General features: G+C 52.7%; 24 protein-coding genes. 8 read left to right on the top strand and 16 right to left on the bottom strand.

Annotated features, from left to right (window positions below; genetic code table 11):
• Window positions 1–70 precede the first annotated feature (70 nt).
• The 4 genes from NI21_RS0106475 to NI21_RS0106460 all read left to right on the top strand — a co-directional run bounded on the left by NI21_RS0106475 (window position 71) and on the right by NI21_RS0106460 (window position 2,891).
• Window positions 71–1,360, top strand: a complete 1,290-nt coding sequence (locus NI21_RS0106475; protein ID WP_081957999.1) for an IS30 family transposase — start codon at window positions 71–73, stop codon at window positions 1,358–1,360.
• A 361-nt stretch (window positions 1,361–1,721) separates the two neighbouring features.
• On the top strand, window positions 1,722–1,961 hold the full coding sequence (locus tag NI21_RS0106470; protein WP_033125417.1) for a hypothetical protein: 240 nt from the start codon (window positions 1,722–1,724) through the stop codon (window positions 1,959–1,961).
• Window positions 1,962–2,086: 125 nt separating this feature from the next.
• Complete coding sequence (locus tag NI21_RS16080) at window positions 2,087–2,647, top strand: hypothetical protein (RefSeq protein ID WP_052083986.1); 561 nt, start codon at window positions 2,087–2,089, stop codon at window positions 2,645–2,647.
• Entirely contained in the window at window positions 2,604–2,891 is a 288-nt protein-coding gene (locus tag NI21_RS0106460; protein WP_033125416.1) for a hypothetical protein, read from the top strand. Before NI21_RS16080 ends, NI21_RS0106460 begins: the two co-directional genes overlap by 44 nt.
• 80 nt (window positions 2,892–2,971) lie before the next feature.
• Here NI21_RS0106460 and NI21_RS0106455 read toward each other — a convergent pair whose 3' ends face one another.
• Complete coding sequence (locus NI21_RS0106455) at window positions 2,972–3,436, bottom strand: acyl-CoA thioesterase (RefSeq protein ID WP_033125415.1); 465 nt, start codon at window positions 3,434–3,436, stop codon at window positions 2,972–2,974.
• Window positions 3,437–3,555: 119 nt separating this feature from the next.
• Between NI21_RS0106455 and truA the strand changes: the two genes are divergently transcribed.
• Window positions 3,556–4,293: a tRNA pseudouridine(38-40) synthase TruA gene (gene truA / locus NI21_RS0106450; RefSeq protein WP_033125414.1), complete on the top strand. Its 738-nt coding sequence runs from the start codon at window positions 3,556–3,558 to the stop codon at window positions 4,291–4,293.
• 66 nt (window positions 4,294–4,359) lie between these two features.
• Here the strand turns inward: truA and NI21_RS0106445 are convergent, their stop codons facing one another.
• Genes NI21_RS0106445 through NI21_RS0106435 form a run of 3 tightly spaced genes read right to left on the bottom strand, consistent with a single transcriptional unit; the run spans window position 4,360 to window position 7,984 of the window.
• A complete protein-coding gene (locus NI21_RS0106445) occupies window positions 4,360–5,730 on the bottom strand; it encodes a YjiH family protein (protein ID WP_033125413.1) in 1,371 nt (456 codons plus the stop codon).
• Window positions 5,730–6,812 (bottom strand): iron-containing alcohol dehydrogenase family protein, encoded by a 1,083-nt coding sequence (locus NI21_RS0106440; RefSeq protein ID WP_242842820.1) that lies wholly within the window; start codon window positions 6,810–6,812, stop codon window positions 5,730–5,732. Before NI21_RS0106440 ends, NI21_RS0106445 begins: the two co-directional genes overlap by 1 nt.
• Window positions 6,809–7,984 (bottom strand): pyridoxal phosphate-dependent aminotransferase, encoded by a 1,176-nt coding sequence (locus NI21_RS0106435; protein WP_033125411.1) that lies wholly within the window; start codon window positions 7,982–7,984, stop codon window positions 6,809–6,811. The genes NI21_RS0106440 and NI21_RS0106435 overlap by 4 nt, the downstream gene beginning before the upstream one ends.
• A gap of 100 nt (window positions 7,985–8,084) precedes the next feature.
• Between NI21_RS0106435 and NI21_RS0106430 the strand changes: the two genes are divergently transcribed.
• On the top strand, window positions 8,085–8,954 hold the full coding sequence (locus tag NI21_RS0106430) for a MerR family transcriptional regulator (protein WP_033125410.1): 870 nt from the start codon (window positions 8,085–8,087) through the stop codon (window positions 8,952–8,954).
• Between the two features lie 36 nt (window positions 8,955–8,990).
• Here NI21_RS0106430 and NI21_RS0106425 read toward each other — a convergent pair whose 3' ends face one another.
• The 6 genes from NI21_RS0106425 to garR all read right to left on the bottom strand — a co-directional run bounded on the left by NI21_RS0106425 (window position 8,991) and on the right by garR (window position 16,134).
• Window positions 8,991–9,737 carry a DeoR/GlpR family DNA-binding transcription regulator gene (locus NI21_RS0106425; protein WP_033125409.1) on the bottom strand — a complete coding sequence of 249 codons (747 nt, stop codon included), beginning with the start codon at window positions 9,735–9,737 and terminating at the stop codon, window positions 8,991–8,993.
• 32 nt (window positions 9,738–9,769) lie between these two features.
• Window positions 9,770–11,173 carry a GntP family permease gene (locus NI21_RS0106420; RefSeq protein WP_033125408.1) on the bottom strand — a complete coding sequence of 468 codons (1,404 nt, stop codon included), beginning with the start codon at window positions 11,171–11,173 and terminating at the stop codon, window positions 9,770–9,772.
• A 30-nt stretch (window positions 11,174–11,203) separates the two neighbouring features.
• Window positions 11,204–12,202, bottom strand: coding sequence for a 4-hydroxythreonine-4-phosphate dehydrogenase PdxA (gene pdxA / locus NI21_RS0106415; protein WP_033125407.1), 999 nt, complete (start codon window positions 12,200–12,202; stop codon window positions 11,204–11,206).
• A 66-nt stretch (window positions 12,203–12,268) separates the two neighbouring features.
• The gene (locus NI21_RS0106410) at window positions 12,269–13,573 is read right to left on the bottom strand and encodes a four-carbon acid sugar kinase family protein (RefSeq protein ID WP_033125406.1); all 1,305 of its coding nucleotides are present in this window, start codon (window positions 13,571–13,573) and stop codon (window positions 12,269–12,271) included.
• 233 nt (window positions 13,574–13,806) lie between these two features.
• Complete coding sequence (locus tag NI21_RS0106405; RefSeq protein WP_033125405.1) at window positions 13,807–15,234, bottom strand: four-carbon acid sugar kinase family protein; 1,428 nt, start codon at window positions 15,232–15,234, stop codon at window positions 13,807–13,809.
• A 12-nt stretch (window positions 15,235–15,246) separates the two neighbouring features.
• Window positions 15,247–16,134: a 2-hydroxy-3-oxopropionate reductase gene (garR, locus tag NI21_RS0106400; protein WP_033125404.1), complete on the bottom strand. Its 888-nt coding sequence runs from the start codon at window positions 16,132–16,134 to the stop codon at window positions 15,247–15,249.
• A gap of 376 nt (window positions 16,135–16,510) precedes the next feature.
• On the opposite strand from garR, the gene NI21_RS0106395 reads away from it, so the two are divergent.
• On the top strand, window positions 16,511–17,155 hold the full coding sequence (locus tag NI21_RS0106395; protein ID WP_033125403.1) for a GntR family transcriptional regulator: 645 nt from the start codon (window positions 16,511–16,513) through the stop codon (window positions 17,153–17,155).
• A 16-nt stretch (window positions 17,156–17,171) separates the two neighbouring features.
• Here NI21_RS0106395 and NI21_RS0106390 read toward each other — a convergent pair whose 3' ends face one another.
• From NI21_RS0106390 to NI21_RS0106380, 3 genes are read right to left on the bottom strand one after another with little or no spacing between them, the layout of a single operon-like run.
• Window positions 17,172–17,768, bottom strand: coding sequence for an HD domain-containing protein (locus tag NI21_RS0106390; protein WP_369792776.1), 597 nt, complete (start codon window positions 17,766–17,768; stop codon window positions 17,172–17,174).
• Between the two features lie 19 nt (window positions 17,769–17,787).
• On the bottom strand, window positions 17,788–18,192 hold the full coding sequence (locus NI21_RS0106385) for a secondary thiamine-phosphate synthase enzyme YjbQ (protein WP_033125402.1): 405 nt from the start codon (window positions 18,190–18,192) through the stop codon (window positions 17,788–17,790).
• A 16-nt stretch (window positions 18,193–18,208) separates the two neighbouring features.
• Window positions 18,209–19,066 carry a patatin family protein gene (locus tag NI21_RS0106380; protein ID WP_033125401.1) on the bottom strand — a complete coding sequence of 286 codons (858 nt, stop codon included), beginning with the start codon at window positions 19,064–19,066 and terminating at the stop codon, window positions 18,209–18,211.
• Window positions 19,067–19,216: 150 nt separating this feature from the next.
• Between NI21_RS0106380 and NI21_RS0106375 the strand changes: the two genes are divergently transcribed.
• Complete coding sequence (locus NI21_RS0106375) at window positions 19,217–20,851, top strand: ABC-F family ATP-binding cassette domain-containing protein (protein WP_033125400.1); 1,635 nt, start codon at window positions 19,217–19,219, stop codon at window positions 20,849–20,851.
• Window positions 20,852–20,977: 126 nt separating this feature from the next.
• On the opposite strand, the gene NI21_RS0106370 is transcribed toward NI21_RS0106375, so the two are convergent.
• The 3 genes from NI21_RS0106370 to serC all read right to left on the bottom strand — a co-directional run bounded on the left by NI21_RS0106370 (window position 20,978) and on the right by serC (window position 24,873).
• The gene (locus NI21_RS0106370; RefSeq protein ID WP_033125399.1) at window positions 20,978–22,450 is read right to left on the bottom strand and encodes a polysaccharide deacetylase family protein; all 1,473 of its coding nucleotides are present in this window, start codon (window positions 22,448–22,450) and stop codon (window positions 20,978–20,980) included.
• A 174-nt stretch (window positions 22,451–22,624) separates the two neighbouring features.
• Window positions 22,625–23,788: a phosphoglycerate dehydrogenase gene (locus NI21_RS0106365; RefSeq protein ID WP_033125398.1), complete on the bottom strand. Its 1,164-nt coding sequence runs from the start codon at window positions 23,786–23,788 to the stop codon at window positions 22,625–22,627.
• A gap of 2 nt (window positions 23,789–23,790) precedes the next feature.
• On the bottom strand, window positions 23,791–24,873 hold the full coding sequence (gene serC, locus NI21_RS0106360) for a 3-phosphoserine/phosphohydroxythreonine transaminase (protein WP_033125397.1): 1,083 nt from the start codon (window positions 24,871–24,873) through the stop codon (window positions 23,791–23,793).
• Window positions 24,874–24,904 lie beyond the last annotated feature (31 nt).

Below are 24,904 nucleotides of genomic sequence, written 5' to 3'. Positions count from 1 at the left end.
CTTCCCCAAACATGGCATTTAGTCTTACACTTTTCATGTTAGGCAGTCGCCGGAAAGGCTGGTGTCTATTATGAAGACTCAAAACTCTTTTTCTCATTTAACTTTAGAGGAACGGCGGATCATTCTCGCCGGCATTACGAACGGCTCCACAAAAACCGCCATCGCCCAGACCATCGGCAAGGATAAGTCTACTGTTGGCAAAGAGATCAAACTTCACAGAACTCTTACCCACAAGTGTAAGATGCCTTTGGAATGCAATCATTATAAAAAGTGTGTTTATGGCCGCCAGTGTACCCCTGACTGCCCAGACTACTTTCCTTTCCATTGCTCAAGACGCGACCGCTCCCCTGGCGCCTGCAACGGCTGCTCCAACTGGTCCCGCTGCCGTTTTGATAAATACCAGTACCGTCCGGAGGAGGCACATATGGATTACCGCACCACCCTGGTCGACTCCCGGGAAGGTGTTGACCTTACAGTACAGGAGGCAAAACAGATGGCCGCTGTTATTGCTCCGCTCCTGAAACAGGGGCACTCCCCCTATCAGATCGTTACCAACCATCCGGAACTCGGTATTTCCGAAAAAACGCTTTACAACTATATCGAAAACGATGTTTTCCACGAAATTGCCGGCATCACCGCCCTGGATCTGCGGCGGCAGGTGTCTCGCAGGCTGCTGAAGAAAAAGGCAAAAACTTATAAAAAACGCGTCGACAGAAAGTATCTTGAAGGCAGGACCTACAAAGAGTATCAATCCTATCTCTCCGAGCATCCCGAGGTCTTTGTCACCCAAATGGACACGGTCTACAATGACGAGACAAGCGGGCCTTTCCTTCAGACATTTAAATTTGTGAGGGCCGGTATCCTTCTCGCTTTATACCGTGACGAGAAAACCGCTACTTCCATGAAAGAAGGCATTGACATACTGGAATCCATTCTTGGCGCGGAGCTGTTCCGCAAATATGTCCATGTCCTGCTGACCGATCGCGGAACGGAGTTTTCTGCCGCCGAAGCTATGGAGACATCCTCCGACAGCACAAGACGGACAAGGGTATTTTACTGCGATCCTATGCAGTCTGGGCAAAAAGGAACACTGGAGAATAAACATATAGAACTCCGTTACATCCTTCCAAAAGGAACGGATCTGAGGGAACTCGGGCTGACCGGCCAGTCCAATCTGAATTTGGTACTCAGCCACATAAACTCCTCCCCTTGCGAGCTGCTTGGCAATAAAAGTCCGTTGGAACTGACAGAATTTATGTATCAGGATCTGTATGAAAAACTGCTGGCTTTCGGCATCCATCCGATTGAAAAGGATCAGATCATTTTAAAGCCATACTTGCTCAAGCAGAGAAACAAGTAAGGAAAACTATCTAATCAAAAAACAACAGGCGGCTGTCAAAGAAAGTAAATACCATCCACAGCAAGTGGAATTTAGTCCTACAGCCTTAAAAACACCGACTAAAGTCCGCTTTTTTGTCATGTCCAAAAATCCCTTTCTTTTCCAAGCAACCTGTTGTTTGCTTTATTTAGTGTAACACTTATTCCTACTTAATAAAACAGAAAAAGCAGCAATCACTCATTTTTGTAAGAGTAATTGCCACTTTTCTTTTCCCGTTTTTCAAAGTGGAAATAAACTTTTCACTTCAGTAAAATTTCTTTTTCACACATCCCGGAGCAAAGCATATGATGTACTGTAAACAAAATATGTTGGAGGCAATCAAATGAGCGATTTATCATCGAACTGCGGATGCGGATGTGACTCCGGTGTACGTTCCGGCTGTGGATGCGGAAGTGGATTTGGAGGAAACAGCTGTCTGTGGATCATCCTTCTTCTGTGCTGCTGCGGCGGCTTCGGACGGGGCGGCGGCGACTACGGATGTGGCTGCGGAAACGACAGCTGCCTGTGGATCATCCTTCTCCTGTGCTGCTGCGGCGGTTTCGGAGGAAACGGCTGCTGCTAACAGCAAATGATACGGCTGCGTCCGATGGATATGTGCGTCTGTCGGGCGCAGCCTCCTTTTGCGCTGTCATATTTATCCCTTTTCATCCATATATATAGTTACAACGCTTCAGACAGGTGGGCTGTATGGATAAACGGACGCCTCTTCCCATGACTCCCTTTGACACTCTCACATCCTCCGGGGAACTGCAGATGCTGAAGCTCCTGCTGCCCTATACCCCTCCTGCCGCGCAGAGGATGCTCGCCTTTTTCATCCGGTTCACAGAGCTTCAGAATACGATCCGCTACTTCGGCATTTTCTCCCGGGGTCCGGAGCGGAAGGAGTTCCAGAGCACGCCTCCCTCCTTCACGGAGATGCTGGAGGAGCTGAAGCCCTATATGGGGGAAAATGAAGGAGCCGTGGACAGTATCCTCTCCGCCATGAGTATGATGGAGATGATGAAGGACATGGATCTGTCCGGCATGGGTTTCCCGGACATGTCAGGGGCGGATCCGGGGGGCACGGGAGATATCCTGAATATGATGAACCTTTTCCAGGGCACGCCCCGGGAGGACGATGTCCGGGAGGATGGCGGACGGGAAGACAGATGCCGCGAGGGCACAGAAGAGGGCAGCGATGATAACAGAAAAGGAGTGAACGACAATGGCACAGGATTGGATGAATCACCCGGCGATGGAACATATTGACCCTGTCAAGCTGGAGCTCATCAAAACAGCGGCGGCGCAGACCTCCGGAAAGAGCGGAAACACGCTGGCGGCCGCCATGATGGCACTCATCTCCTCCGCAAACAGGAAGGGGATCCGCTTCTCCCCCGAGGAGACCTCCCTCATTCTTGAAATTTTAAAGGAGGGCCGCTCCGACGAGGAGAAGAAACAGATCGACAGCATGGTCACTCTTGTCATGTCTCAGATAAACCGCCGAAAAAAATAAGGCCGGCGTCTGAGAGGTTTTGCCCCTCTGCCGGCACAGACATATAAATATAAATGATCAATATGGGACGGGAATGTGGGTTACAGCCTATAGTGCTTCCGCATCTCCCGCCTTTTTTCCGCGTTCTTCCACTCTTCCTTCTCTTCCTCTGTCTCCAGCTCCAGGCGGGGCACTCTGGTCGGATGGTCATTTTCGTCCAGAGCCACCATGGTGAAATAGGCTCTGTTGATCAGCGTCCTGTTCCGGTCCAGATCCTCCACGCAGGAATCCACCTTCACCTCCATGGATGTATTTCCCACGTAGGTCACCTTGCCGGTGATCACGATCACATCCTTCTGGTAGGCGCCCCGCAGAAAGCTTAAATTGTCCACGGAGGCAGTGATCACATTTTTCCTTGTGTGGCGCTTGGCCACAAGGCCTGCCAGCTCGTCCATCCACTGCATGAGCACGCCTCCGAAGAGACGCCCCGCCGCATTCAGATGGTTGGGCCGCACCATGTGCACTGTCTCTGAGATAGACTCTGATACTTTTCTGCTCTCTGTCATTTTGCAATCTCTCCTGTCTGTCATTTGTTTGTTCACTGGACAGTATATCAGATAATCTGCTATACTAAAACTGGTTTTAAATGTTTTTTGTGATTTCAGGTTATATGAGGAGGAAGACCATGCGCAATATCAAGCTTACTATAGAATATGACGGCAGCCGCTACCAGGGCTGGGTCCGTCTCGGAAAAAACGAGTCCACAAACACCATCTCCAACAAGATCCTGGAGGTCATCCGGAAGATGACAGGTGAGGATGTGGAGCTCTTCTGCGGAGCCCGCACGGAGGTAGGCGTCCACGCCTACGGCCAGACAGCCAGCTTCAAGACGAACACGGACATGAAGGACTATGAGATCCAGCACTATCTGAACCGGTATCTGCCCATGGATATCGCCATCATATCCGTGGAGGACATGCCCGAGCGCTTCCACGCCCAGCTGAACGCAAAGTCAAAGATCTTCATCTACCGGGCTACCATCAGCGATGTGCCCAGCGTGTTTGATTTCAAGTACACCTTCCACTGCTTCCGCCGGCCGGATATGGACGCCATGAAGGAGGCCGCGCAGCTTCTCCTCGGGAGGCACGACTTTAAAAATTTCTCCACCGTAAAGCACAACAAGTCCACGGAGAGGGAGATGTACCGGATCGACATCTACGACGACGGGGAGGAGATGCAGATTTCCATGCACGCCGACGATTTCCTGCACAACATGCAGCGGGCCATCGTGGGCACTCTCCTGGACATCGGACTTGGCACGAGAAAGCCGGAGGTCATCACCGCCATCTTTGCCGGAGAGCAGGCCGCCAGCGCCCCCTGCGATCCCAAGGGAATGTACCTGCAGGAGGTTCTCTACGAGTAAAAGAAGAAGACATCAGGAAAGGGAAGCCCCACGGCTTCCCTCTTTCTTTTCCTCACGTCTGGTTTTTCAGTATATAAGATTCGCAAACAGCACGATAAACGGTATGGCGATCAGCGTCCTCTCGAGGAAGATGGCAAAAAGCTTCCAGAAGCCCAGGGGCACCTCGCTCTTGATGACCACGGTTCCCACCTCGGTCAGGTAAATGATCTGCACAAGGGACAGGACGCCGATGATAAATTTTGTCTTTACCGCCACCTCGGTTCCCGCAATGAGCAGAGCCGGAATAAACATATCCGTGAAGCCCACCAGCGTTGCCGGCGCCACAGCAAAGGCATCCTCCACTCCAAAGAGCTGCAGATACAGGCCCATAGGATAGGAAATCCAGTCAAAGAAGGGCGTGTAGGTGGCGATAGCCAGGGCGATGACACCCCAGGAGGCCACAATAGGGATCAGATCGAACAGCGTTCCCATCATAACCTCCAGCCCGCTTGTCAGCACAGTGTCCAGATGGAATTCTCCCGCTCTCTTGCAGCTTGACTCCAGGGCAAATCTCCATATTCCCTTCTCCTCCGGCCGATCCTCGGCCACCTGCCGTCCCGTCACCTCCCGATAGGTGTCCGGTATGGTGCGGATAGGCGGGATGCGCACGATGATCACTGCCAGGATGATGCCGATGAGGCAGATACACAGATAAAAGACGGGAAAAATGGAATCCAGCCCGATGGTATTTGCCACCATAAGGCAGAAGGGAACGGACACAAGGGAGAAGTTGGTCATGATATAGCCGGCTTCTCTTTTTGTGTAAAATCCCTTCATGTACTGCTCCCTCGTCAGGATGACAGCCGCATTGGCTGCCCCGAACCAGGAGGCGATCAGGTCCACGGACGCCCGCCCCGGCACATGGAACAGGGGGCGCACCACAGGCCGGGCGATCACCCCGAGGAACTCCATGATCCCGCAGTCTGTGAGGAAGGGGAGCACAAAGCTGAAGGCGATCAGGATGCAGAACAAGGTCCCGCAGAGGTCTATGATGGTTCCGCCCGTGTCTGCTGAGACCACGATTTCCGGCCCCATTCCCGTCAGCACCATAACTCCAGCCACAGCCCCGATGATCTTGGACACCAGATAGAGGGGCGTGGTACAGAAGGCTTTGCTCAGATACCGGTTCTTCCGGATAAAATCCGGCTTTGCGAAAAAGTCATAGGTACTGAGCACCGCCGACACCACGAGGAGAGTCACCACGATATAGATGAGACTTCCCCCAAAGAGGGCCTGAAGCCACATTTTCACAAAGTCCAGGAGGGTGGTAAAGGAGGTCTCGTAGGGGATGGGCACCAGGAACATGAGCACGCCGAAGGCTGACCCAAAAATAAATTTTAACAGGTTTTTCTTATTAATATAGGTACTTTCCACTGTTTTTTCTACCGCGTTCTCCATTATCCTTCCAGCTCCTCCACTTCTCTCATAGCCTCAAAAATCATATCCTCCGTCACCGGGTAGGGAATGTGCTCCATGTCCGGGCCGGTCACTGTCTCCCTGAGGACATCCCGCAGATACTCTCTGTCCAGGGGCACCTCCATCTCCCGCAGGGTGGAGGGGATCCCCAGCTCTTTCATAAAGCCTTTCACCTCTCTCATTCTATCCCAGTCCTTGTCCACCGCAAGCTGCACAAGGACACCGTAGGCCACTACATCGCCGTGGAGGTACTTCTCCTCAAAGCCTGGAAGGAGCACGAGTCCGTAGTATACGGAGTGGGCGATGGCGCAGTTGTAGTCGTCCAGCACCATCAGGGACACCATCCCTGTGCTGACAATATTGGCCAGAACCGCCTGCTGCAGGGCAAAGGAGGGCTCATGCCGCCTGCAGTCCACCAAAGCCTGCACGCCATGCTCCAGAAGGGGGCCGTAGCACAGGTTGCTGATCTCCCGGCCCAGAGCGGAGCTGTGATCCAGATGGTCGCCCCTTGCCGCAAAGTGACATTCAAAGAATTTTCCCATGGTGTCGCCCATGCCAGCCCGCAGATACTCGCAAGGGGCATCCGCGATCACCCGGGTATTGATAAAGCAATGTCTTGCAGGCTTGTCGTAAAAGTAAAAGCTGTCAAAATTTCCGTCCTCCCGGTACACAACGGACAGGGCTGTGGTGGCCGCACAGGTGGCTGCAATCGTCGGGAAGGTGAAGACAGGAAGGCCCGCCCTCTCTGCGGCGCCCTTGGCCGTGTCCAGCGCCTTTCCTCCGCCCATGCCAAAGATCATATCAGCCCCCAGCTCCTTCGCCCGCTGTGCCCAGCGGTCAATGGTCCGGTAGGTACAGTCCGCCCCGAACTCCACAGACTCCAGAACGACAAGTCCGCTCCCCTCCAGGGCCTTGCCGAGAAGCCCTTCCGCGGCGTCCATGGCCCTCCTGCCGCCGATCAGGAAAATCCTCTTTCCAAAAGGGAGACACACCTGGGGCACCTGTCCGTAGGCGTCCTCACCGATCGTATAATTTGCAAAAAATACTGAATAAGCTTTCATCATAACAACTCCTGTAATTTACTGAGACGGTTAATGGCTTCGTCTATGGTTTCTTTTTCCCTGGCAAAATGCAGCCGGATCAGATGGTTCACTTCCTCCTTGAAGAAGCTGGAGCCAGGCACAGCCGCCACACCGATATGTTTTATCATCCACTCGCAGAACTCCAGATCCGTATAGCCCGCAAATTTGGGCAGGTCCAGGAATTTCTGTATGTCGATCAGGACAAAATAGGTTCCCTGGGGGACATTGTGGGACAGGCCGATCCTGTCCAGCCCGGCCAGGAAATAATCCCTCTTCTGGGTGTAGAGCTCTTTCAGCTCCTCATAGTAGGAATCCGGGAAGTTCAGCCCCACCACAGCTGCCTCCTGGAGGGGAGCCGCCGCTCCCACGGTAAGGAAGTCGTGAACCTTCTTGGCCGCCTCCACCACCTCCGCAGGCCCGATGAGATAGCCCAGGCGCCATCCGGTGATGGAGTAGGTCTTGGACAGGGAGTTGCAGGTGATGGTGTGATCGTACATGCCCGGCAGGGAGGCCATGCAGGTGTGGCGGTATGGCTCATATACCATGTGCTCGTACACCTCGTCCGTCACCACAAAGGCGTCGTACTTTACGGCCAGCTCGCCGATGGCCGTCAGCTCTTCCCTGGAGAACACTTTCCCGCAGGGATTGGAGGGATTGCAGACAATGATGGCCTTTGCCCCCTCCTGAAAGCCCTTCTCCACGAGGGCAATGTCGAAGGTGTACTCCGGCGGCACCAGAGGGATGTAGATGGGATCTGCCCCTGATAAAATAGCGTCCGCCCCATAATTTTCATAGAAAGGCGAGAACACCATGACCTTGTCCCCCGGATTGCAGATGGTCATCATGGCGCACATCATAGCCTCCGTCCCCCCGCAGGTCACCACGATCTCCGTCTCCGGGTCAATGGTCCGGCCGATGGCCTTCCCCTGCTTTCTGGCCAGGGCCTGACGGAAATTCTCCGCCCCGAAGGTGATGGAATACTGATGGGGGCCTGCATAGGCCGCCCTGGCCAGGGCGTCCATGATCTCCTTTGGCGGATCGAAATCTGGAAATCCCTGGGATAAATTAATAGCTCCGTACTCATCGCTGATCCGGGTCATCCTGCGGATCACCGAATCGGTAAATGTGCCCACTCTCTCGCTTAATTTTGGCATAATGCATCTTCTCCTCATCTATTTTAAATTGACTGACTTGTCTATCCCGCTTATAATAAAGTATAACGTTACGGTATAGTCAAGGAGAATGTGTATAATTATGCAAAAATTAGATATTCCATGCATAAAAACCGGTGAATTCGCCGCCCTGTGCGGCACCAACAAGCGGACCCTCTTTCACTACGACGAGATCGGCCTTTTCTCTCCCGCTCTCACAGATGAAAAAGGATACCGCTATTACAGCGAAAACCAGTGCGATGTCTTTTTCACCATCACCTGCCTGAAAGAGCTGGGCATGCCTCTTAAGAAGATCAAGGACTACATAGACAACCGCAGCCCGGACAGCTTAGAAAGACTTCTGCTCACACAGCAGGAAAAGGTGGAGGCAGAGTTGGCTCAGCTCCGGCGCATCCGCACCGTCATTGAGACAAAGCTCTCCCTTGTCAGACAGGCCAGAGACTTTCAGGATGTACAATGTCTCTCCCCTGTTCTCCTGGAAGAGCAGACAAAAAAAGAACTGCTGGTACTCAGCAGTCCTCTGTATACATCTGACCATGACAAAATCTTCTCCGTGCTCTGCAGCCACATCGGCCTGTGCAGCCGTGAACATCTCAACTGCGGCCACCCCTACGGCGCCATGCTCCCCACCCCGGCTCTGCAGGAGGGAGACTATGAGACTTATGCATATTTTTTCACCAAGACTTCTTTCTCCGTGGACGCACTCCCGCCGGACACACAGGTACACATCAAGCCGGCCGGCAGCTATGCCGCCATCTACCTGCGGGGCGACTACTACCGTTCCGAGGAAGCCTGCCGCCGGCTTCTTGCCTTTGCAGGGGAAAATGGCCTGTCTCCTGGCAGTTTTGTCTACAAGGAAGCCGTGCTGGATGAGCTCTCGGCAGATGAGGAACACTATCTCACAAGAATTTCTCTATTCTGCGGCAAGAAAGGCAGTAAAAAACCGCTGTGAGGGCAGATCTGTCTCTGCCGCACAGCGGTTCACTCTTTACACATATATCAGCCGTACATCCGACTTTTCTGCTTTTTTCCGGTCTTCTGCGCTCAGCCTGCCTGTAGTGATCACAGCCGTATAATCCGCCAGATGGTTGACTTTTGTCACGGCCTGTTTTCCGAATTTGGATTCATCCACTACCAGATACGCCTTCCGGCATCTCTGGAGAGCTTTCCTCTTCAGGAAAGCCTTATCCACTGTAGGAGTGAAGACCTCCAGCTCCTCGTTGATGGACGCGGCTCCGAAAAAGCCTATGTCAAACCGGAAATCCTCCAGCATCTGAGTCGCATAATATCCAAGCATGCTTCCGGTACTTTTCTGTACCATTCCGCCGCACAGCAGCAGCTCAGCCTGGCTGTTTTTCAGAAGCCCGGCAATCTCCAGGTCATTTGTCATGACCATGATGTCCGGCACGTTCTGGATCGCCTTGGCAATCTCGTAGGTAGTAGTCCCGGCGTCCAGATAGATGTTATCCCCCGCCGAGACAAGGGGCACGCACCTGGCTGCCAGCTTTACCTTCTCATGCTTGTGGCTGGTACTTTTGTCTGCATAGGTCACCTCCTGCTTTGCCACCGCACCTCCATGGCATCGCTCAAGTATATTGTCCTCCTGCAGTTTTTCCAGATCTCTTCTTATTGTCATAGTGCTGACCTGCAGATCATGCGCCAGATCATCCACCTGGACGCTTCCCTGCTCCCTGATCAGCTCCACGATCCTTGCCTGCCTCTCTGCTGCCAGCATACAAATCACCTCTTACGGATTATTGTACACGATTACATGAAAATACTCAATATGAGAACTTCAACAATACCAATGGCCCACGCGATGGTGGATGTCACTGACCACACCTGCAGCTGGTCCTTTGCCTCCTTCACACCCAGCGTTCTGTTTACAACCCAGAAATAGCTGTCGTTGAAGTAGCTGAAGAACAGAGAGCCCACGCAGCATGCGATAGCGCCCAGAGTGGGGTTCACGCCTGATGCGATGATGATGGGCGCGGAGATACTCGCGGCTGTTGTCATGGCCACTGTTCCGGAGCCCTGGATGAAACGCATCAGGGTGGCGATGATCAGAGGAAGCACGATGATCGGGATGGCTGTCTGGGCAAGGCCCTCTGCCATGTATGTGCCAAGTCCGGAGTCCTTGATGATCTGGCCGAGAGCTCCGCCTCCACCTGTTACAAGCATGATGATACCGGCCGACTCCATACCCTTTTCCATCTCTGTCAGAGCTGTATGTCTGTCAAGCCCTCTTCCAAGGGTGAAGATGGACAGGAGCAGTCCCAGGCCTACCGCGATGATGGGCTGGCCAAGGAAGATCAGCACTTCCATGATACCTGTTGTCTGTCCCACAGCTGTAGCTACTGTGTTGATGAGAATGAGGATGATGGGCAGGAACAGAGGAGCAAAGGACTCAAATGTTCCCGGCATCTTCTCGTCTCCCATGTGGAAAGCGTTCTCATAATCCGGCTCCTGGTAGGGCATTTCGACTACTTCACCGTCCTCGTTGGGGATGCGGTAGAATTTCTTTGCCAGAACCTTCTTTGCATAAACCACACAGCCGATTGCCATTGGAATGGCAAGAACCAGTGTCAGCAGAATAAATGTACCTACGTCGATCCCGAAGATACCGCACACACCCAGAGGTCCGGGTGTAGGCGGAACAAGGGAGTGGGTGATGACAAGTCCGGCGGCCAGAGCAGCTCCCAGACCGATCACAGATTTCTTTGTTGCTCTGGAAATAGCCTTGGCGATCGGTGAAAGAACCACAAATCCAGAGTCGCAGAAAATAGGGATGGATACAAGGAAACCAGTCAGGCACAGGGCCTCCTCCTCTCTCTTCTTTCCAAAGAGCTTTAAGAAGGTGTAGGCCATCCGCTTGGCCGCACCGGTCACCTCAAAGATCTGTCCCATCATAACGCCGAAACCGATGATGATACCGATACTTCCAAGAGTGCTTCCAAAGCCTCCCGTGATAGAATTGACAATCCCCAGCGTGGTCCCGTCCTCCAGTGTGATATTGGACAGGGGCATCCCCCCTACAACGCCCACGATAACGGTACATACGATCAGCGCCAGAAACGCCTGAACCTTTGTCTTCAGTACAAGAAAAATAAGAACAATAATACCTACAGCAAGACCAAGCAACATTCTGTTGCCGTCCAGTCCTCCTATCATACAAATCCCTCCTTTAGATTATACATCTTGTTATTTTGTAAAATGAGGTGCGTATTTCGCGGCCAGCCGAATGGCTTCGATCATGCTCACAGCACTCACCTTTCCGGTGCCCGCTATATCAAATGCAGTGCCGTGGTCCACAGATGTCCTGAGGATAGGCATCCCATTTGTAATCGCAATGGTTTTCTCAAAATCCAGCGTCTTTGTGGCAATATGTCCCTGGTCGTGATACAGGGAGAGGACACTGTTGTACTTTCCAATGGCCGCCTGGTGGAATACGGAGTCAGCGCCGATGGGTCCTGCCACATCGTATCCCATCTTCTTCAGCTCCTCGATGGCGGGGATAATCTCCTCCACCTCCTCCCAGCCGAAGAGACCGTGCTCCCCGCTGTGAGGATTCAGGCCCGCAATGGCCATGGTTCCCTCCTTCACCCCGAGACGTTTCAGGGCCTCCGTGCATCTGACTACATAGTCCACGATTCGATCCTTCTTGATCATGTCCAGCATCTGGCGAAGAGACACATGCCTTGTCAGGAAGAATACCCGCATGCCGTTTGTCTCGAACATAGTCAGAGGATCCTCTGTACCTGTAAGGGCTCCAAAGATCTCCGTGTGTCCGATAAAATGGATATCACCCGCCTTCAGGGCCTCCTTGTTGATAGGTGTGGTGGATACCGCGTCCACTTCCCCGGCGTTCGCCAGCTCAATACTCTTTGCAATGTAGTCATAGGCAGCCTTCCCACACATGCCGCTGACCTTGCCGAACTCGAAGACATCCATATTCACATTGTCCAGGTCGATCAGGTTCATGATCCCCTTCTCATACTGCCCCTCCGAGGGCTTCTGAATGACGCGGATCTCCAGGTCCGCGCCCACGATGCGGATGGCGTTCTCCATGCATTTTTTGTCTCCCACAATGACGCAGTCCGCCACCTCTGTGACCGCCTCGGATGCCAGCGATTTCGCCACGATCTCCGGCCCAACGCCGGCCGGATCGCCCATGGTCACTGCAATAAGTGGTTTACTCATAATCTCATCCTCCCTTTTTCTTTCTACTGTGTATCTGAATAATAGTGTGTTTTGTATTATGTATTTTTAGATATACAGCTTCTCTTTCAGGTACGTGATGCATCTGTTGATAGCATCGTTCTGTCCCTGGCTGCCGCCCTTTGTGATAATATGAACTCCCTCGAACTCGCCCTTTAAGAACTGTCCGTAGGCGGCAAGAGGAAGCACCTCGTCCATCAGGCTTAAGCCCGCCGTGTCAAACCGCGCGCACACAGCCACTGTGATGTCCCCTCCGCTTGTGTACAGTCCTCTGAACTCAGGCTCTGCCTTAAAGATCCGGTAAGTGATCTCCGCGAAGCCGGAATTGATGCGGCCGGTCACCTCGTCCATGGAGCAGTTGTACTTCTCCATGTAGGGCTTAAAATCAATGCGGTTTTCCGGATAGATGCCGTCGCCGGTCACTGTAGAAACCACATTCAGCTTACATTCCCTAAGGATTTCCTCCGTCACCCGGCTGATCTCCTTCTCCCGCCTCTCATCGTCCTCGAGAAGCTCCTTTGTGTTCACAAACACATTGTGGGTCCTCTGGGAGAGCCACAGCTCCTCCATCTGGTTTCTCGTGTTTGGATGCACGCTTCCAACCACCGCAAGGATACGGCTCTTTTCCTTCTTCTCAGAGGGGGTGATCAGCTTTCTGGCAAGAGTAGCTGTGAAGACGCCCGGGTCAACGGCCACTACCTTCATTTTGCTTGTGATCACCGCGTCCGCGATGAGATCCAGATCTTCCTGGGTCACGCAGTCAACGGTAAGGATCCTGCATCCTTCCGCCACATGCTTTTTCATCAGGTCTGCCAGATAATGCTTACCGTGCATCAGATCCTTCATCAGGATGGAAGCCACCTTGTACTTGCTCTGCTGTTCAAAGAGCACCGCGTCCTCCGATATAGTGACCGGCGTCTTCGGGTCGATGGCGATGTCCGTTTTATGCAGCGGCAGTCCGTTCACAAGCATATAGCCTCCGATCACAATACGCCCCGATGAGGGAAAGCAGGGAGCCACAACCGCCACGTAATCCTCACCCAGGCAGTCCAGCATGGCATCTGTCTCGCTTCCCAGATTTCCCCGCAGGGTGCTGTCAATCCTCTTGGAGTAGACCTTGACATCATCGTTTTTCAGCAGAGTGCAGACATTGTGCACACGGTTGTAGGCGATTTCCGGGTCAACCCCACGGCTGTCCGTGGGATAGAGAACACAGTCACAATCCTTCAGGGTACTGAGCTCAATCCGCTCCGTATTCATGACCGTGTAGGCCGTGTAATTCATCTTCTTCAGAAGTACACCCGTGGCGTTCGCCCCTGTCAGGTCGTCTGCGATTACTACACATTGAGGCATATCTCATTCCTCCTTCACGCTCCATTGTGTTCGTTTATGTTTGTATTGTACTTCTTATGTTTGTTTTTGTCAATTTAATCTAATTTTTATCAATCTTTTTGTATATCATGTATAAAATGCATGTTTATTTTTGTTTATTTTTACGTTTGTTTTCGTTGTATTTCTCGCACAATGAAAAGGCCGGCCTAAAGGCCGGTCCTTTCCACTGTTTTCTGTGTTATTTATTTGTCAGATCATCTTCCCCTTATCAGGATCTCCGCCGCCTCTCTGAGGGTATCCGCCTCCCCCACATTGCCAGGAAAAATCACATAGGGAATACCGGGAAATCTGCTCTCCTCCCCTGTCTGCCACACAGGGATACCGGGACAGATCTGTCCCAGCACATTAGCCCGCTTTACCGCCAGCGCCTTTGTACCCACATCACTGGAGGTGATGCCGCCCTTGGCAATGACAAAGGCCGGAGTCACAGACAGCCTTCCCACCAGAGACTGGACCGCATCAGAGATCCGCACAGAGAGCCGCAGCTCATCCTCCCTGTCCCCTGTGTCCGCTGTGATGAGGGCTCTTGTAGTGTAGCAGCACACGGTCCTGCCGCTTTTTATGCACGCCTCTTCTTTCTCAAGGCAGCGCTGCACCTCCGCTTCAAAGGCCGCGGCATCCTTCACCAAGGTGGCGTCAAGCTCAATGAACTCAATCTCCTTCAGCTCTTTTAGCGCCTCCAGCTGACGGGTAGTCTTTTCCGTATGGGAGCCCACCACAATGATACCGCCGTTTTCCGTCTCCTTCACCACCATCTGCTCTCTCGTGAGAAGAGGCTGGCTTGTGACGCCTCCCATGACCTTGACAATGGCTGCCGCTGTGCGCAGCATGAAGACCTTCCCCTTTCTCATAGCCCGGTAGAGAGCCACGCAAAATACCTTTACATCCGCATAGTCCACCGCATTGACAACGATCTTGTTAAAATCCTTTACAGCGAGCAGCTGCCCTTCTATCTTATCTATATCCATATTATGGATATCTTCCAGAGAAATACAGGTTACATCCTCTTTCCTGTAGGCGCCCTTTGTCTTTTCCTCTACATACTCCGGCATTGTAGCCGCCGTGTACCCAAAGGTTTTATCCTTCGCAAACTCCGTCTCGTTGGCCGGCACCAGCTCATCGCCGTATTTCACATAGTGCACATTGCCAATGGTAAACCTTCCCCCCTCCTTAAAGAAAGGACAGAGCACCTCCCCGTCGATCACCTTGCCGGTATTCTTTTCATAATCCGCCTTTAAAAGCTCCGTCTCCAGAGGATAGTGTCCCCGCAGGGTGCTGTCGCTGCGGCTAATAAATATGTATTCCTTCCCCGTCTCCTTGGCCACCTCGTCTACCACTGCCGCAATCTCATGGTGAGCCTTCGTCGTCTGCTCTTCCGTAAAGCCCCGGGAGTTGGTAAGCACGTAAAAGAGATTGTTCCTCTCCTCAAATCCCGCCCGGATACTGTCTCTGTCCCATCCTGTATAGACAGAAATGTCGTGGACAGTCTGTACTCCGGTGGGATCATCGTCCAGAACCACGAGCTTTTTATTGCTGGCCGCGATCTCCTCCCCCAGAAGTCTGTCTATATACTCTTCATCTATTTTTTTGTAAGAAGTCAAAATATCAGCGCTGATGGACATACTGTTCCCCTCCTAATCTACTTTTTTCACTTCCACGTCAGCCAGCTTCTCAAAATACTGTACAATACCGCAGTGGTCGTCCTCCATGTGGCCATGAATCTTCAGGGTCTGCAGGATCTCGTAGAGCTGGGCCGTATAGGGGATGGGAACGTCGATGGCGTGGGCTGTGTTGACCACATTCTTGATGTCCTTGTGGTTGATACGAATAGGTCCTCCTGGTTTAAAATTGCGCTCCACGATCATGGGAATCTTGGCGTCAAGCACCGCACTGCCTGCCAGGCCGCCCCGGATGGCCTCGTAGACCTTCACCGGATCCGCCCCGGCCTTGACGGCCATGACAAAGGCCTCGGACACGACAGCGATAGTATTATTTACAATGATCTGATTGGCCAGCTTTGTGACGCTGCCGCTTCCCGCCTCGCCAATATGAAGAGCAGATGAGCCCATAATATCAAAATAAGGCTTCAGGGCCTCAAAGTCCTTCTCCTCACCTCCTGCCATGATAGCCAGTGTCCCGGCCACAGCCCCCGGCTCTCCTCCGGACACAGGGGCGTCTACAAAGCCTACCCCCTTGCTCTTCAGTCTCTCATAGCACTCCTTTGACTCTACAGGTGTGACAGAGCTCATGTCACACACGATGCTCCCCTCTTTGATGGTGGAGGCCACGCCGCCCTCATCGAAGAGGATAGACTTTGTGATGTCCCCATTTGGCACGATGATGAATACGGTACCGCACTCTTCTCCGATCTGGGCATAGCTGGCCGCCTTTGCCCCGGCCGCGACCACATCTGCCACAGCCTCCTGGTTGAGGTCTGTCACCAACAGCTCCACGCCCGCCTTCAGAAGATTCTTTGCCATAGGTCTTCCCATAATTCCAAGTCCGATAAATCCTGCTTTCATACTTCATTCTCTCCTTTGCGTTTGTTTTTGACTGTTTTGCACAAATAATCCTGTTTTATATGTGCTTACTTGTTGTTTTTTGTTCTTTCTAACTACACTTTACTACATACCGGTATACCGGTCAATCCCTAAAATTTCTTTCTCCGTTTATGCCAATTTTCCCCTTTCAAATTTGGGCAGAATTCCCATAAACACTGGATTTTTACGTTATTTTATTAACGCTCTGCTCCGCCCGCTTCACTCATACAAAAAGTGGATTTTTCACAGGTTTCTATTGGATTTTATACAGGAAACAGTGTACAATAGAACTAGATTTTTTTAGAATTTTTATCTATCTTTGACAAAACACAGACAAATATAAAAGGAGCCCCGCGCCATGATGACATTAAACGAACAGGCCTATGAGCATTTAAAGAAAATGATCACAGAGGATCAGCTCTCCTACCAGGAGATCTACTCCGAGACCAAGCTCTCCCGGGAGCTGGGCATCTCCCGCACCCCCTTTCGGGACGCCATCCACAGGCTGGTGCAGGAGGGCTACATTGACATCATCCCCAGCAAGGGATTCCGCCTCCACCAGCTCACAAAGAAGGACGTGGTGGAGACCTTCCAGGTGCGCTCCGCCCTGGAGACCTACTGTGCCATGGAGATCACCCGGGCCTACACATCCAGAAGGGCAAAGCGGCTCTTCCGGGAGCTTCATTTCAATATGGAGGAAATGAAAGAAATCCTGGAGACCACGCAGTCTATCCAGGATTTCTGTACCTATGATTTTCAGTTTCATGTAGAGATCGTCCGCTATCTGGAAAACAGACAGTTTTCCGACATCTTTGACACCTTCATGTACCGGATGCAGCGGCTGGCCCTGATGTCCCTCTCCCACCCGGGCCGGATGGAGGACACCTACCGGGAGCATCTCGCCATCCTTGAGACCATGGAGGCCGGGGACACGGCCCACATCTACGACATCACGCTGCGCCACATGGATGTGCCAAGAGGCATCAATCTGGAGGACCTCTAGTCCTCCTCCTTCTCCATCAGAGTCTCCCTCCTGTGAGATCTTCTTTCAATTTCTCTGTCCTCATCTTCTTCACCGAGTCCTGGTTCACCCGCTCCCTCAGCGCCGCCATCCAGGGGATGTCCCTTGTCTCCTTCTCCCCGTAGGTGAGCTGCAGCTCATACTCCAGGGGCAGCCAGGTTGAGAGGTCCGCCTCGTTGTGCTGGATCAGGGCCTCCAGCTTGTCCATGGCGTTCACAAGCCGGGCCTCTGGCGTCTTCTTCTCGCGAACCTCCCGGAATATGTCCCTCATCTCCTCCTGCCGGGGCCGGGGCAGAAGGCGGGCGATCTCCTCCTGCGCCTCTTCTTCTGTCTTTTCATCCTCTCCTGTCTTTTCAAAGGCGGGAATATCTCCTGTGACCGCCTCTCCCATATCGTGGAAGAGAGCCAGCTCCATGACCCGGTTCATATCAAGCCCCGGGAACTCATCCCTCACAAGCCAGGCAAATACCAGCAGGCGGTACACATGCTCCGCCACGCTCTCATGGCGCCCGCTGCTTGTCCAGGAATGTCGGGTATTGCATTTCAGCTTCTCCGCCACCCCCAGAAAGGTAAGTAATGTATCGTGATCCATCATTTCATCCTGTCCTTTTACTCTAGCCCTCCAGTATCTTTACGTAGAAGGTCCTGTTTCTTGGTCCGTCAAAGTCGCAGAAATAGAGATCCTGCCAGATTCCCAGGATCAGCTCTCCGCCGCTTAGGATCATGGTCTGGGAAGGGCCAAAGAGGGTCGTCTTCATGTGGGCGTGGGAGTTGCCCTCCGCGTGGCGGTAGTAATCCGCCTTCGTGGGAAAGGCCTTCTCAAAGCCCTGGAGCATGTCCCGGACTACATCCGGATCCGCGTTTTCGTTGATGGTAAACCCGGCTGTCGTATGGGGCGAGAAGACTACCACGATGCCGTCCTTTGCGCCGCTCCTTTCAATGTCCTCCCTCACCATGTCCGTCACCTTGGTCATCTGCTGGGCGCCCCTTGTGGAAATGTGATGTTCAAACAAATGCATACCTTTTGTCCTCCTTCTATTTTTCCAGAAATCTCATGAGCTCGTCGTACTCTTTTCTCATCAGTCTGTAGCCATGCTCATAGAAATGCATCAGTGTGTCATAGTCCTTCTCCAGCCTGGATACCGTTGGGATGAGCGGCCGCAGGACAAAGATCTTCCCCTCTGACTCAAGCTGTTCTATGCGCTTCATGGTCCTGTTGTACACAATGCTCCTGTTCACAATGCTGCGGATCAGGTTCGGGTACTTTTTGTAGGCTCTCCTGTAGAGCTGTACTGTAGCCCTTGAGGGCATCTTTTTGCGGTAGCCTGGATTTCTCGTCAGCACGACGATGGATTTGCCGTTTCCAATCTCCATGGCCCTCTCTATGGGAATGGAATCCGCAAGTCCGCCGTCCAGATAGGGAATCCCATCCACATTGACCATGGGGCAGATCAGAGGCATGCTGCAGGACGCCCGGCAGATCTTCATGAGCCGCTGCCTGTCCGAGTCCTCAGTCATGTACTCCGCCCTGCCTGTCACACAGTTGGTCGTGACGATCTCGCACTCTATATCTGAAGAAAAATACGTGTCGTAGTCAAAGGGGAAAATTTCATTGGGATACCGGTCAAAGACCATGTCCATATCCATCAGGCTTTTCTCTTTGATAAATTTTCGGAAGCCGTAGTAATAATTATATTCCTTCTCCTTGTGAATCATGCAGTCTCTCGTCCTTCCGGGCTGCTTTGACACATAATCCACCGCGTTGCAGCATCCCGCAGAGACGCCGATGACATAGGATGTATAGAAATCCTTTTCCATCAGATAGTCCAGAGCCCCCGAGGTAAACACGCCTCTGGTCGCTCCGCCTTCCAGTACCAGTGTTGCTTTAACCATATCGTCTGCCTCCTTTTCAACCTATATTATAAACGCATTTTCCACAGATGAAAACCCTCCTTTTCTCCTTGCCATTTCCTCCTTTTTTTGCTAAGATAGGCTTTGTATGCAATGAAACCTTGAAAAGAGATTGATAGGAGAAAGATTACTATGATCAGTACAAGTAATGTGACACTGCGTGTCGGCAAAAAGGCTTTGTTTGAAGATGTAAATATCAAATTCACAGAGGGGAACTGCTACGGCCTAATCGGGGCCAACGGGGCGGGAAAATCCACCTTCCTTAAGATCCTCTCCGGACAGCTTGAGCCCACCAGCGGCGAGGTCATCATCACCCCCGGGGAGCGGCTCTCCTTCCTGCAGCAGGATCATTTCAAATATGACGAGTTTCCTGTCCTTGATACCGTCATCATGGGAAACGCAAGACTCTATGAGATCATGAAGGAAAAGGAGGTTCTCTACGCAAAGGAGGATTTCACGGACGAGGATGGCATCAAGGCCAGTGAGCTGGAGGCTGAGTTCGCCACGATGAACGGCTGGGAGGCTGAGTCCGACGCCGCCTCTCTCTTAAACGGCCTCGGCATTGACACAGACATGCACTACAGGATGATGAAGGATTTAAACGGTCCCGAGAAGGTGAAGGTCCTTCTGGCTCAGGCCCTCTTCGGGAACCCGGACATCCTGCTCCTGGACGAGCCCACCAACCACCTGGATCTGGACGCCATTGCCTGGCTGGAGGAGTTCCTCATCGGCTTTGACAACACAGTCATCGTGGTGTCCCACGACCGCTACTTCCTCAACAAGGTCTGCACTCAGATCGCGGACATTGACTACGGAAAGATCAAGCTCTACGCCGGAAACTATGACTTCTGGTATGAGTCCAGCCAGCTTCTCATCCGCCAGATGAAGGAGGCCAACAAGAAGAAGGAGGAGAAGATCAAGGAGCTGCAGGAGTTCATCTCCCGCTTCAGCGCCAACGCCTCCAAGTCCAAGCAGGCCACCTCAAGAAAGAGAGCCCTGGAGAAGATCCAGCTGGACGACATCCAGCCCTCCAGCAGGAAGTATCCCTACATTGATTTCCGCCCCAACCGGGAAATCGGAAATGAGGTGCTCACTGTGGATGGCCTCTCCAAGACCATCGACGGAGAAAAAGTGCTGGACAACATCTCCTTCACACTGAACAGGGAGGACAAGGTGGCATTTGTGGGCGGCAACGAGCTGGCAAAGACCACCCTCTTCCAGATTCTCATGGGCGAGATGGAGCCGGACGAGGGCACTTACAAATGGGGCGTCACCACTACACAGGCCTATTTCCCCCTGGACTACGGCAGTGAATTTGACAATGACTACACCATCGTGGAGTGGCTCACCCAGTACTCCGAGGAGAAGGATGCCACCTACGTGCGGGGCTTCCTGGGCCGCATGCTCTTCTCCGGGGACGACGGTGTCAAGCGGGTGAAGGTGCTCTCCGGAGGCGAGAAGGTGCGCTGCCTTCTCTCCAAGATGATGATCTCCGGTGCAAATGTTCTTCTCATGAACGAGCCCACCAACCACCTGGACATGGAATCCATCACAGCCCTCAACAACGGAATGATCAAGTTCCCGGGCGTGATCCTTTTCTCATCCAGGGACCATCAGATCGTGCAGACAACGGCAAACCGCATCATGGAGATCGTTCCCGGCGGAAAGCTGATCGACAAGATCACCACCTACGACGAGTATCTGGAGAGCGACGAGATGGCCAGAAAGCGCCAGACCTACACGGTCGCGGAGGGCGAGGACAACTAGAGCATACAGACTGGATAAAGTATATACACTATACAGACCATACGTATCCGCAAAATGTACGGACGAAAAAGAGAAGGCACATCCGCCTTCTCTTTTTTTCTGTCTTTTCCTATTTACTAAAATTTCCTATTTATTAAAATCCGTGTAGGTCTCCCCGGCCTTCATGTTGATGCCTCTGGCCTGGGCCATCTCGGAGACCGTCACAAGCTGGTACCCCTCATCCACCAGTCTGGGGATCAGCTGCAGGGCCGCATCCACTGTGGTGCTGTGTATGTCGTGCATAAGCACAATGTCCCCGTCGTCCGCGTTCTGGAGCACAGAGTTGATGACGGTCTGTGTATCCCCCTTCCAGTCCAGGGTATCCACATTCCAGAGAATCATGGGCATGCCCACGTTCTTCTTCACCGAGTCGTTGACAGCTCCGTAGGGCGGCCTCACCAGGGTCGCGCCCTCTCCGCAGGCTCCCTTGATCAGATCGTTTGTATCACCGATCTGCTTTCGGATGTCCGCTTCGCTGATCTTGGTCAGCTCCGGATGGTTGTAGGAGTGGTTGCCCAGCTCACAGTCCGCCTCCAGTATCCTCTTGACCGTGTCCTCACGTCCCGGAATATTGACTCCCTGCAGGAAAAAGGTAGCGTGGGCATCGTATTTCTCCAGAAACTCCAAAAGCTCTCCGGTCCGCTCCCCCGGCCCGTCGTCAAAGGTGAGGGCCATCATGGGCTTGTCAGGATCGATACTGCTCTTCCGGGACTTCAGCTTCCCATCATCCCCGAAAACGCAGTCCAGTGTGCCGATCCTCTTTTTCCCTGTGACCATCTCCCCCTCCTGGGTGAAATAGTAGGTGGCTCCGTCCAGGTCAAACCAGCCGGCCGCCGCCTTCCCGTCCGACTGCAGATAGGCGCGGCTCTCCCCCTTGTCCAGCCACCTGTCGGTCTGCATGACTCCATCCTTGTCAAAATGGTAGTAGGTGACACCGATCTCCTGCCATCCGGTCACCTTCACGCCGTCCTCTCCGAAATAGTAGGTCTTTCCCTTCACATTCACGAAATCATTCTGGACATAGGTGTCGTCCCACCTTTTGAATTTGTCTCCGTCCCACTGTCCCACCTGGTTGAGGACAGTAAAGCTGCCGTCCTCCGTAAGGATAGAGATCTTCTTTTTCCACTCTCCCTTATCCCCCAGCTTCTTTGCCAGCTCCTTGTCCAGCTCTATATGGACAGGGTATTTTCCCTCTGTCGCGCCATCGCTGTCGCAGAGCAGCTGGTAATGCTGTCCCGACCTCAGCTCCTCCACCAGATTCCAGGCCGTGTAGCCGGTCTCTTTGTCCAGCACTTTTTTCTTCAGCTTTTCCTCTTTCTTATCACAGGCCACCTTCGCCTGGAGATCCGGCATCTGCTCCCCCTGCTTGATGGACGCGGATTGCACCTCTATTGTAATGTCCGTCCTCGACACCCTGGCCGCCGCCGCGGCAGTCACTGCTCCTGCGGCCAGGATAAGGAGGATAGTCAGGGCTCCGATCATTCTCCTTCTCCTGAGCCTGTGGACGAGCCATCTCTTCCTGGCGTTCATGGAACGGATATTTCTGCTTCTCTTTGACATATGTACCTCTTCTCCGGCATGTTTCTCTTTTGTTGTTATTTGCCGAAAAATATATAAAATTACTATATATTGTAGAGGATAACACCATATAGGGTACACTGCAATAAAAGTGACAAAGATGTAATATTAATTATCTTTCATGTAACAGTTTGTTAATAAAAAGGGGGTTCTGAATTAATTCAGAACCCTTACTCTTAAAACGCCCTCTATATTCCGCAGATCGTTTTCCACATTTGCGGGAATATCTGAGTCAATATCAATCATCGTATAGGCGTAGGCACCCTTGCTCTTATTGGAAAGATCGGCGATATTCATGTTGTCGGCCGCCAGAATCTTCGTAAACTGTCCCAGCATGTTGGGCTTATTGTAGTGCAGGAGCACAATGCGCCTGTTGTCCCCCGGCATGCCCATGTCGCAGTCCGGATAATTGACAGAGTTTTTGATATTCCCGTACTCCAGATAATCCATCAGCTGGCGCACAGCCATCTTCGCACAGTTGTCCTCCGACTCCTCTGTGGAAGCCCCCAGATGAGGAATCACGATGGCTCCCTTCACCCCGGCGATCACCGGTGTCGGGAAGTCAGACACATAGTGTTTCACCTGGCCGCTCTCCAGAGCGTCGATCATGTCCTCCTCGTTGACCAGCACATCCCGGGCGAAATTCAGAACAACCACGCCCTTTTTCATAAGTCCGATGGCGTTCTTGTCGATCATTCCTTTGTTGTTCGCTGTGGCGGGCACATGGACTGTAATGTAGTCGCAGTTCTTGTAGAGCTCATCCACTGTCTTGGCGTGATGGATGTTTCTGGACAGCCTCCAGGCCGCGTCCACGGAGACATAGGGATCAAAGCCAAAGACCTCCATGCCCAGATGGATGCCCGCGTTGGCCACCAGACCGCCGATGGCTCCCAGGCCGATGACGCCCAGCTTCTTGCCCTCCAGCTCACAGCCGGCGAAGGCCTTCTTTGCCTTCTCTGTGTCCTTGGCAATATTGCCGTCCTCCTCGTTTTCCTGGACCCAGTTGATGCCCCCTATGATATCTCTGGATGCCAGGAGCATGCCGGCGATGACCAGCTCCTTCACGCCGTTGGCATTGGCTCCCGGTGTGTTGAACACAACAATGCCCTCCTCCGCGCACCGCTCCAGAGGGATATTGTTGACACCCGCACCAGCCCGGGCGATAGCCTTCAGCTCCTGAGAAAACTCCATTTCGTGCATGCCGGCGCTGCGGACAAGCAGTGCGTCTGCTTTTTTAGGATCACTAACAGGTACGTATTTTTCAGTCATAGCGTCTATTCCCACCTGGGAAATAGGATTGAGGCAGTAATAATGATACATGATTATAAGTTCTCCTTTTCAAATTGTGCCATAAAGTCTACCAGTGCCTGCACGCCTTCATAGGGCATTGCGTTGTAAATGCTTGCTCTCATGCCGCCCACAGTGCGGTGTCCCTTCAGGTTCTCAAGCCCCGCCTTCTTCGCCTCAGCGACGAATTTCGCGTCAAGCTCTTCATCCCCTGTCACAAAGGGCACATTCATGAGGGAGCGGTCCTCTTTGCGGACAGTTCCCTTGAACAGACGGCTCTGATCCAGAAAATCATAGAGAAGAGCAGCCTTCTTTTCGTTCCTCTCCTTCATCGCCGCAAGGCCGCCCTGGGCCTTCAGCCACTTGAACACCTTGCCGCAAATGTAGATGCCGTAGGCGGGCGGCGTATTGTAGAGAGACCCTGCATCCGCATGGGTCTTGTACTTCAGCATGGTGGGTGTGCCGGGGAGCACATCGTCTGTGATGAGATCCTCCCGGATGATGACGATGACCACGCCGGCAGGCCCGATGTTCTTCTGCACGCCGCCGTAGATAACGCCGTACTTTGTCACATCCACAGGCTCGGAGAGGAAGCAGGAGGATACATCAGCCACCAGCGTCTTCCCCTTTGTGTTTGGGAGCGTCTTGAACTTCGTGCCGTAAATGGTGTTGTTCTCACATATGTACACATAGTCCGCATCCGGGGAGACGGGCAGATCCGAGCAGTCCGGGATATAGGAAAATGTCTTGTCTTCCGACGAGGCGATCTTGTTCACCTTCCCGTATTTCTGCGCCTCCTGGTACGCCTTTTTTGCCCACTGGCCGGTGACAATGTAGTCCGCCACCCTGTTTTTCATCAAATTCATGGGGATCATGGCAAACTGCTGGGACGCTCCCCCCTGCAGGAAGAGAACTTTGTAATTGTCCGGTATCTGCATCAGCTCCCGGATGTCGGCTTCCGCTTCCTCAATAATCCCGGCAAATGCCTTTGAGCGGTGACTCATTTCCATCACGGACATGCCCGTTCCCCTGTAATCTAACATCTCGTCTGCTGCTTCTCTGAGGACTTCTTCCGGCAGCACGGCCGGTCCTGCTGAAAAATTGTACACTCTGCTCATTGTTGATCCCTCCGATTTCTTTTTTATTTTC

It is taken from the genome of Eubacterium sp. ER2, from assembly GCF_000765215.1.
GTDB lineage: Bacteria > Bacillota > Clostridia > Lachnospirales > Lachnospiraceae > Claveliimonas > Claveliimonas intestinigallinarum.
Note: the sequence above shows the minus strand (reverse complement) of the source record. Positions and strands in the feature narration are given on the sequence as shown.

Bases quoted from the DNA above. Each gene is read 5' to 3' on its own strand.
- NI21_RS0106390 (WP_369792776.1), bottom strand. From the start codon at position 17,768: ATGATGGATCACGATACATTACTTACCTTTCTGGGGGTGGCGGAGAAG.
- NI21_RS0106375 (WP_033125400.1), top strand. From the start codon at position 19,217: ATGATCAGTACAAGTAATGTGACACTGCGTGTCGGCAAAAAGGCTTTG.
- NI21_RS0106430 (WP_033125410.1), top strand. From the start codon at position 8,085: ATGCAAAAATTAGATATTCCATGCATAAAAACCGGTGAATTCGCCGCC.
- pdxA (WP_033125407.1), bottom strand. From the start codon at position 12,202: ATGAGTAAACCACTTATTGCAGTGACCATGGGCGATCCGGCCGGCGTT.
- NI21_RS0106460 (WP_033125416.1), top strand. From the start codon at position 2,604: ATGGCACAGGATTGGATGAATCACCCGGCGATGGAACATATTGACCCT.
- NI21_RS0106470 (WP_033125417.1), top strand. From the start codon at position 1,722: ATGAGCGATTTATCATCGAACTGCGGATGCGGATGTGACTCCGGTGTA.
- serC (WP_033125397.1), bottom strand. From the start codon at position 24,873: ATGAGCAGAGTGTACAATTTTTCAGCAGGACCGGCCGTGCTGCCGGAA.
- NI21_RS0106395 (WP_033125403.1), top strand. From the start codon at position 16,511: ATGATGACATTAAACGAACAGGCCTATGAGCATTTAAAGAAAATGATC.
- NI21_RS0106380 (WP_033125401.1), bottom strand. From the start codon at position 19,066: ATGGTTAAAGCAACACTGGTACTGGAAGGCGGAGCGACCAGAGGCGTG.
- NI21_RS0106440 (WP_242842820.1), bottom strand. From the start codon at position 6,812: ATGATGAAAGCTTATTCAGTATTTTTTGCAAATTATACGATCGGTGAG.
- NI21_RS0106455 (WP_033125415.1), bottom strand. From the start codon at position 3,436: ATGACAGAGAGCAGAAAAGTATCAGAGTCTATCTCAGAGACAGTGCAC.
- NI21_RS16080 (WP_052083986.1), top strand. From the start codon at position 2,087: ATGGATAAACGGACGCCTCTTCCCATGACTCCCTTTGACACTCTCACA.
- NI21_RS0106365 (WP_033125398.1), bottom strand. From the start codon at position 23,788: ATGTATCATTATTACTGCCTCAATCCTATTTCCCAGGTGGGAATAGAC.
- NI21_RS0106370 (WP_033125399.1), bottom strand. From the start codon at position 22,450: ATGTCAAAGAGAAGCAGAAATATCCGTTCCATGAACGCCAGGAAGAGA.
- NI21_RS0106445 (WP_033125413.1), bottom strand. From the start codon at position 5,730: ATGGAGAACGCGGTAGAAAAAACAGTGGAAAGTACCTATATTAATAAG.
- truA (WP_033125414.1), top strand. From the start codon at position 3,556: ATGCGCAATATCAAGCTTACTATAGAATATGACGGCAGCCGCTACCAG.
- NI21_RS0106420 (WP_033125408.1), bottom strand. From the start codon at position 11,173: ATGATAGGAGGACTGGACGGCAACAGAATGTTGCTTGGTCTTGCTGTA.
- NI21_RS0106385 (WP_033125402.1), bottom strand. From the start codon at position 18,192: ATGCATTTGTTTGAACATCACATTTCCACAAGGGGCGCCCAGCAGATG.
- NI21_RS0106475 (WP_081957999.1), top strand. From the start codon at position 71: ATGAAGACTCAAAACTCTTTTTCTCATTTAACTTTAGAGGAACGGCGG.
- garR (WP_033125404.1), bottom strand. From the start codon at position 16,134: ATGAAAGCAGGATTTATCGGACTTGGAATTATGGGAAGACCTATGGCA.
- NI21_RS0106405 (WP_033125405.1), bottom strand. From the start codon at position 15,234: ATGTCCATCAGCGCTGATATTTTGACTTCTTACAAAAAAATAGATGAA.
- NI21_RS0106435 (WP_033125411.1), bottom strand. From the start codon at position 7,984: ATGCCAAAATTAAGCGAGAGAGTGGGCACATTTACCGATTCGGTGATC.
- NI21_RS0106410 (WP_033125406.1), bottom strand. From the start codon at position 13,573: ATGCCTCAATGTGTAGTAATCGCAGACGACCTGACAGGGGCGAACGCC.
- NI21_RS0106425 (WP_033125409.1), bottom strand. From the start codon at position 9,737: ATGCTGGCAGCAGAGAGGCAGGCAAGGATCGTGGAGCTGATCAGGGAG.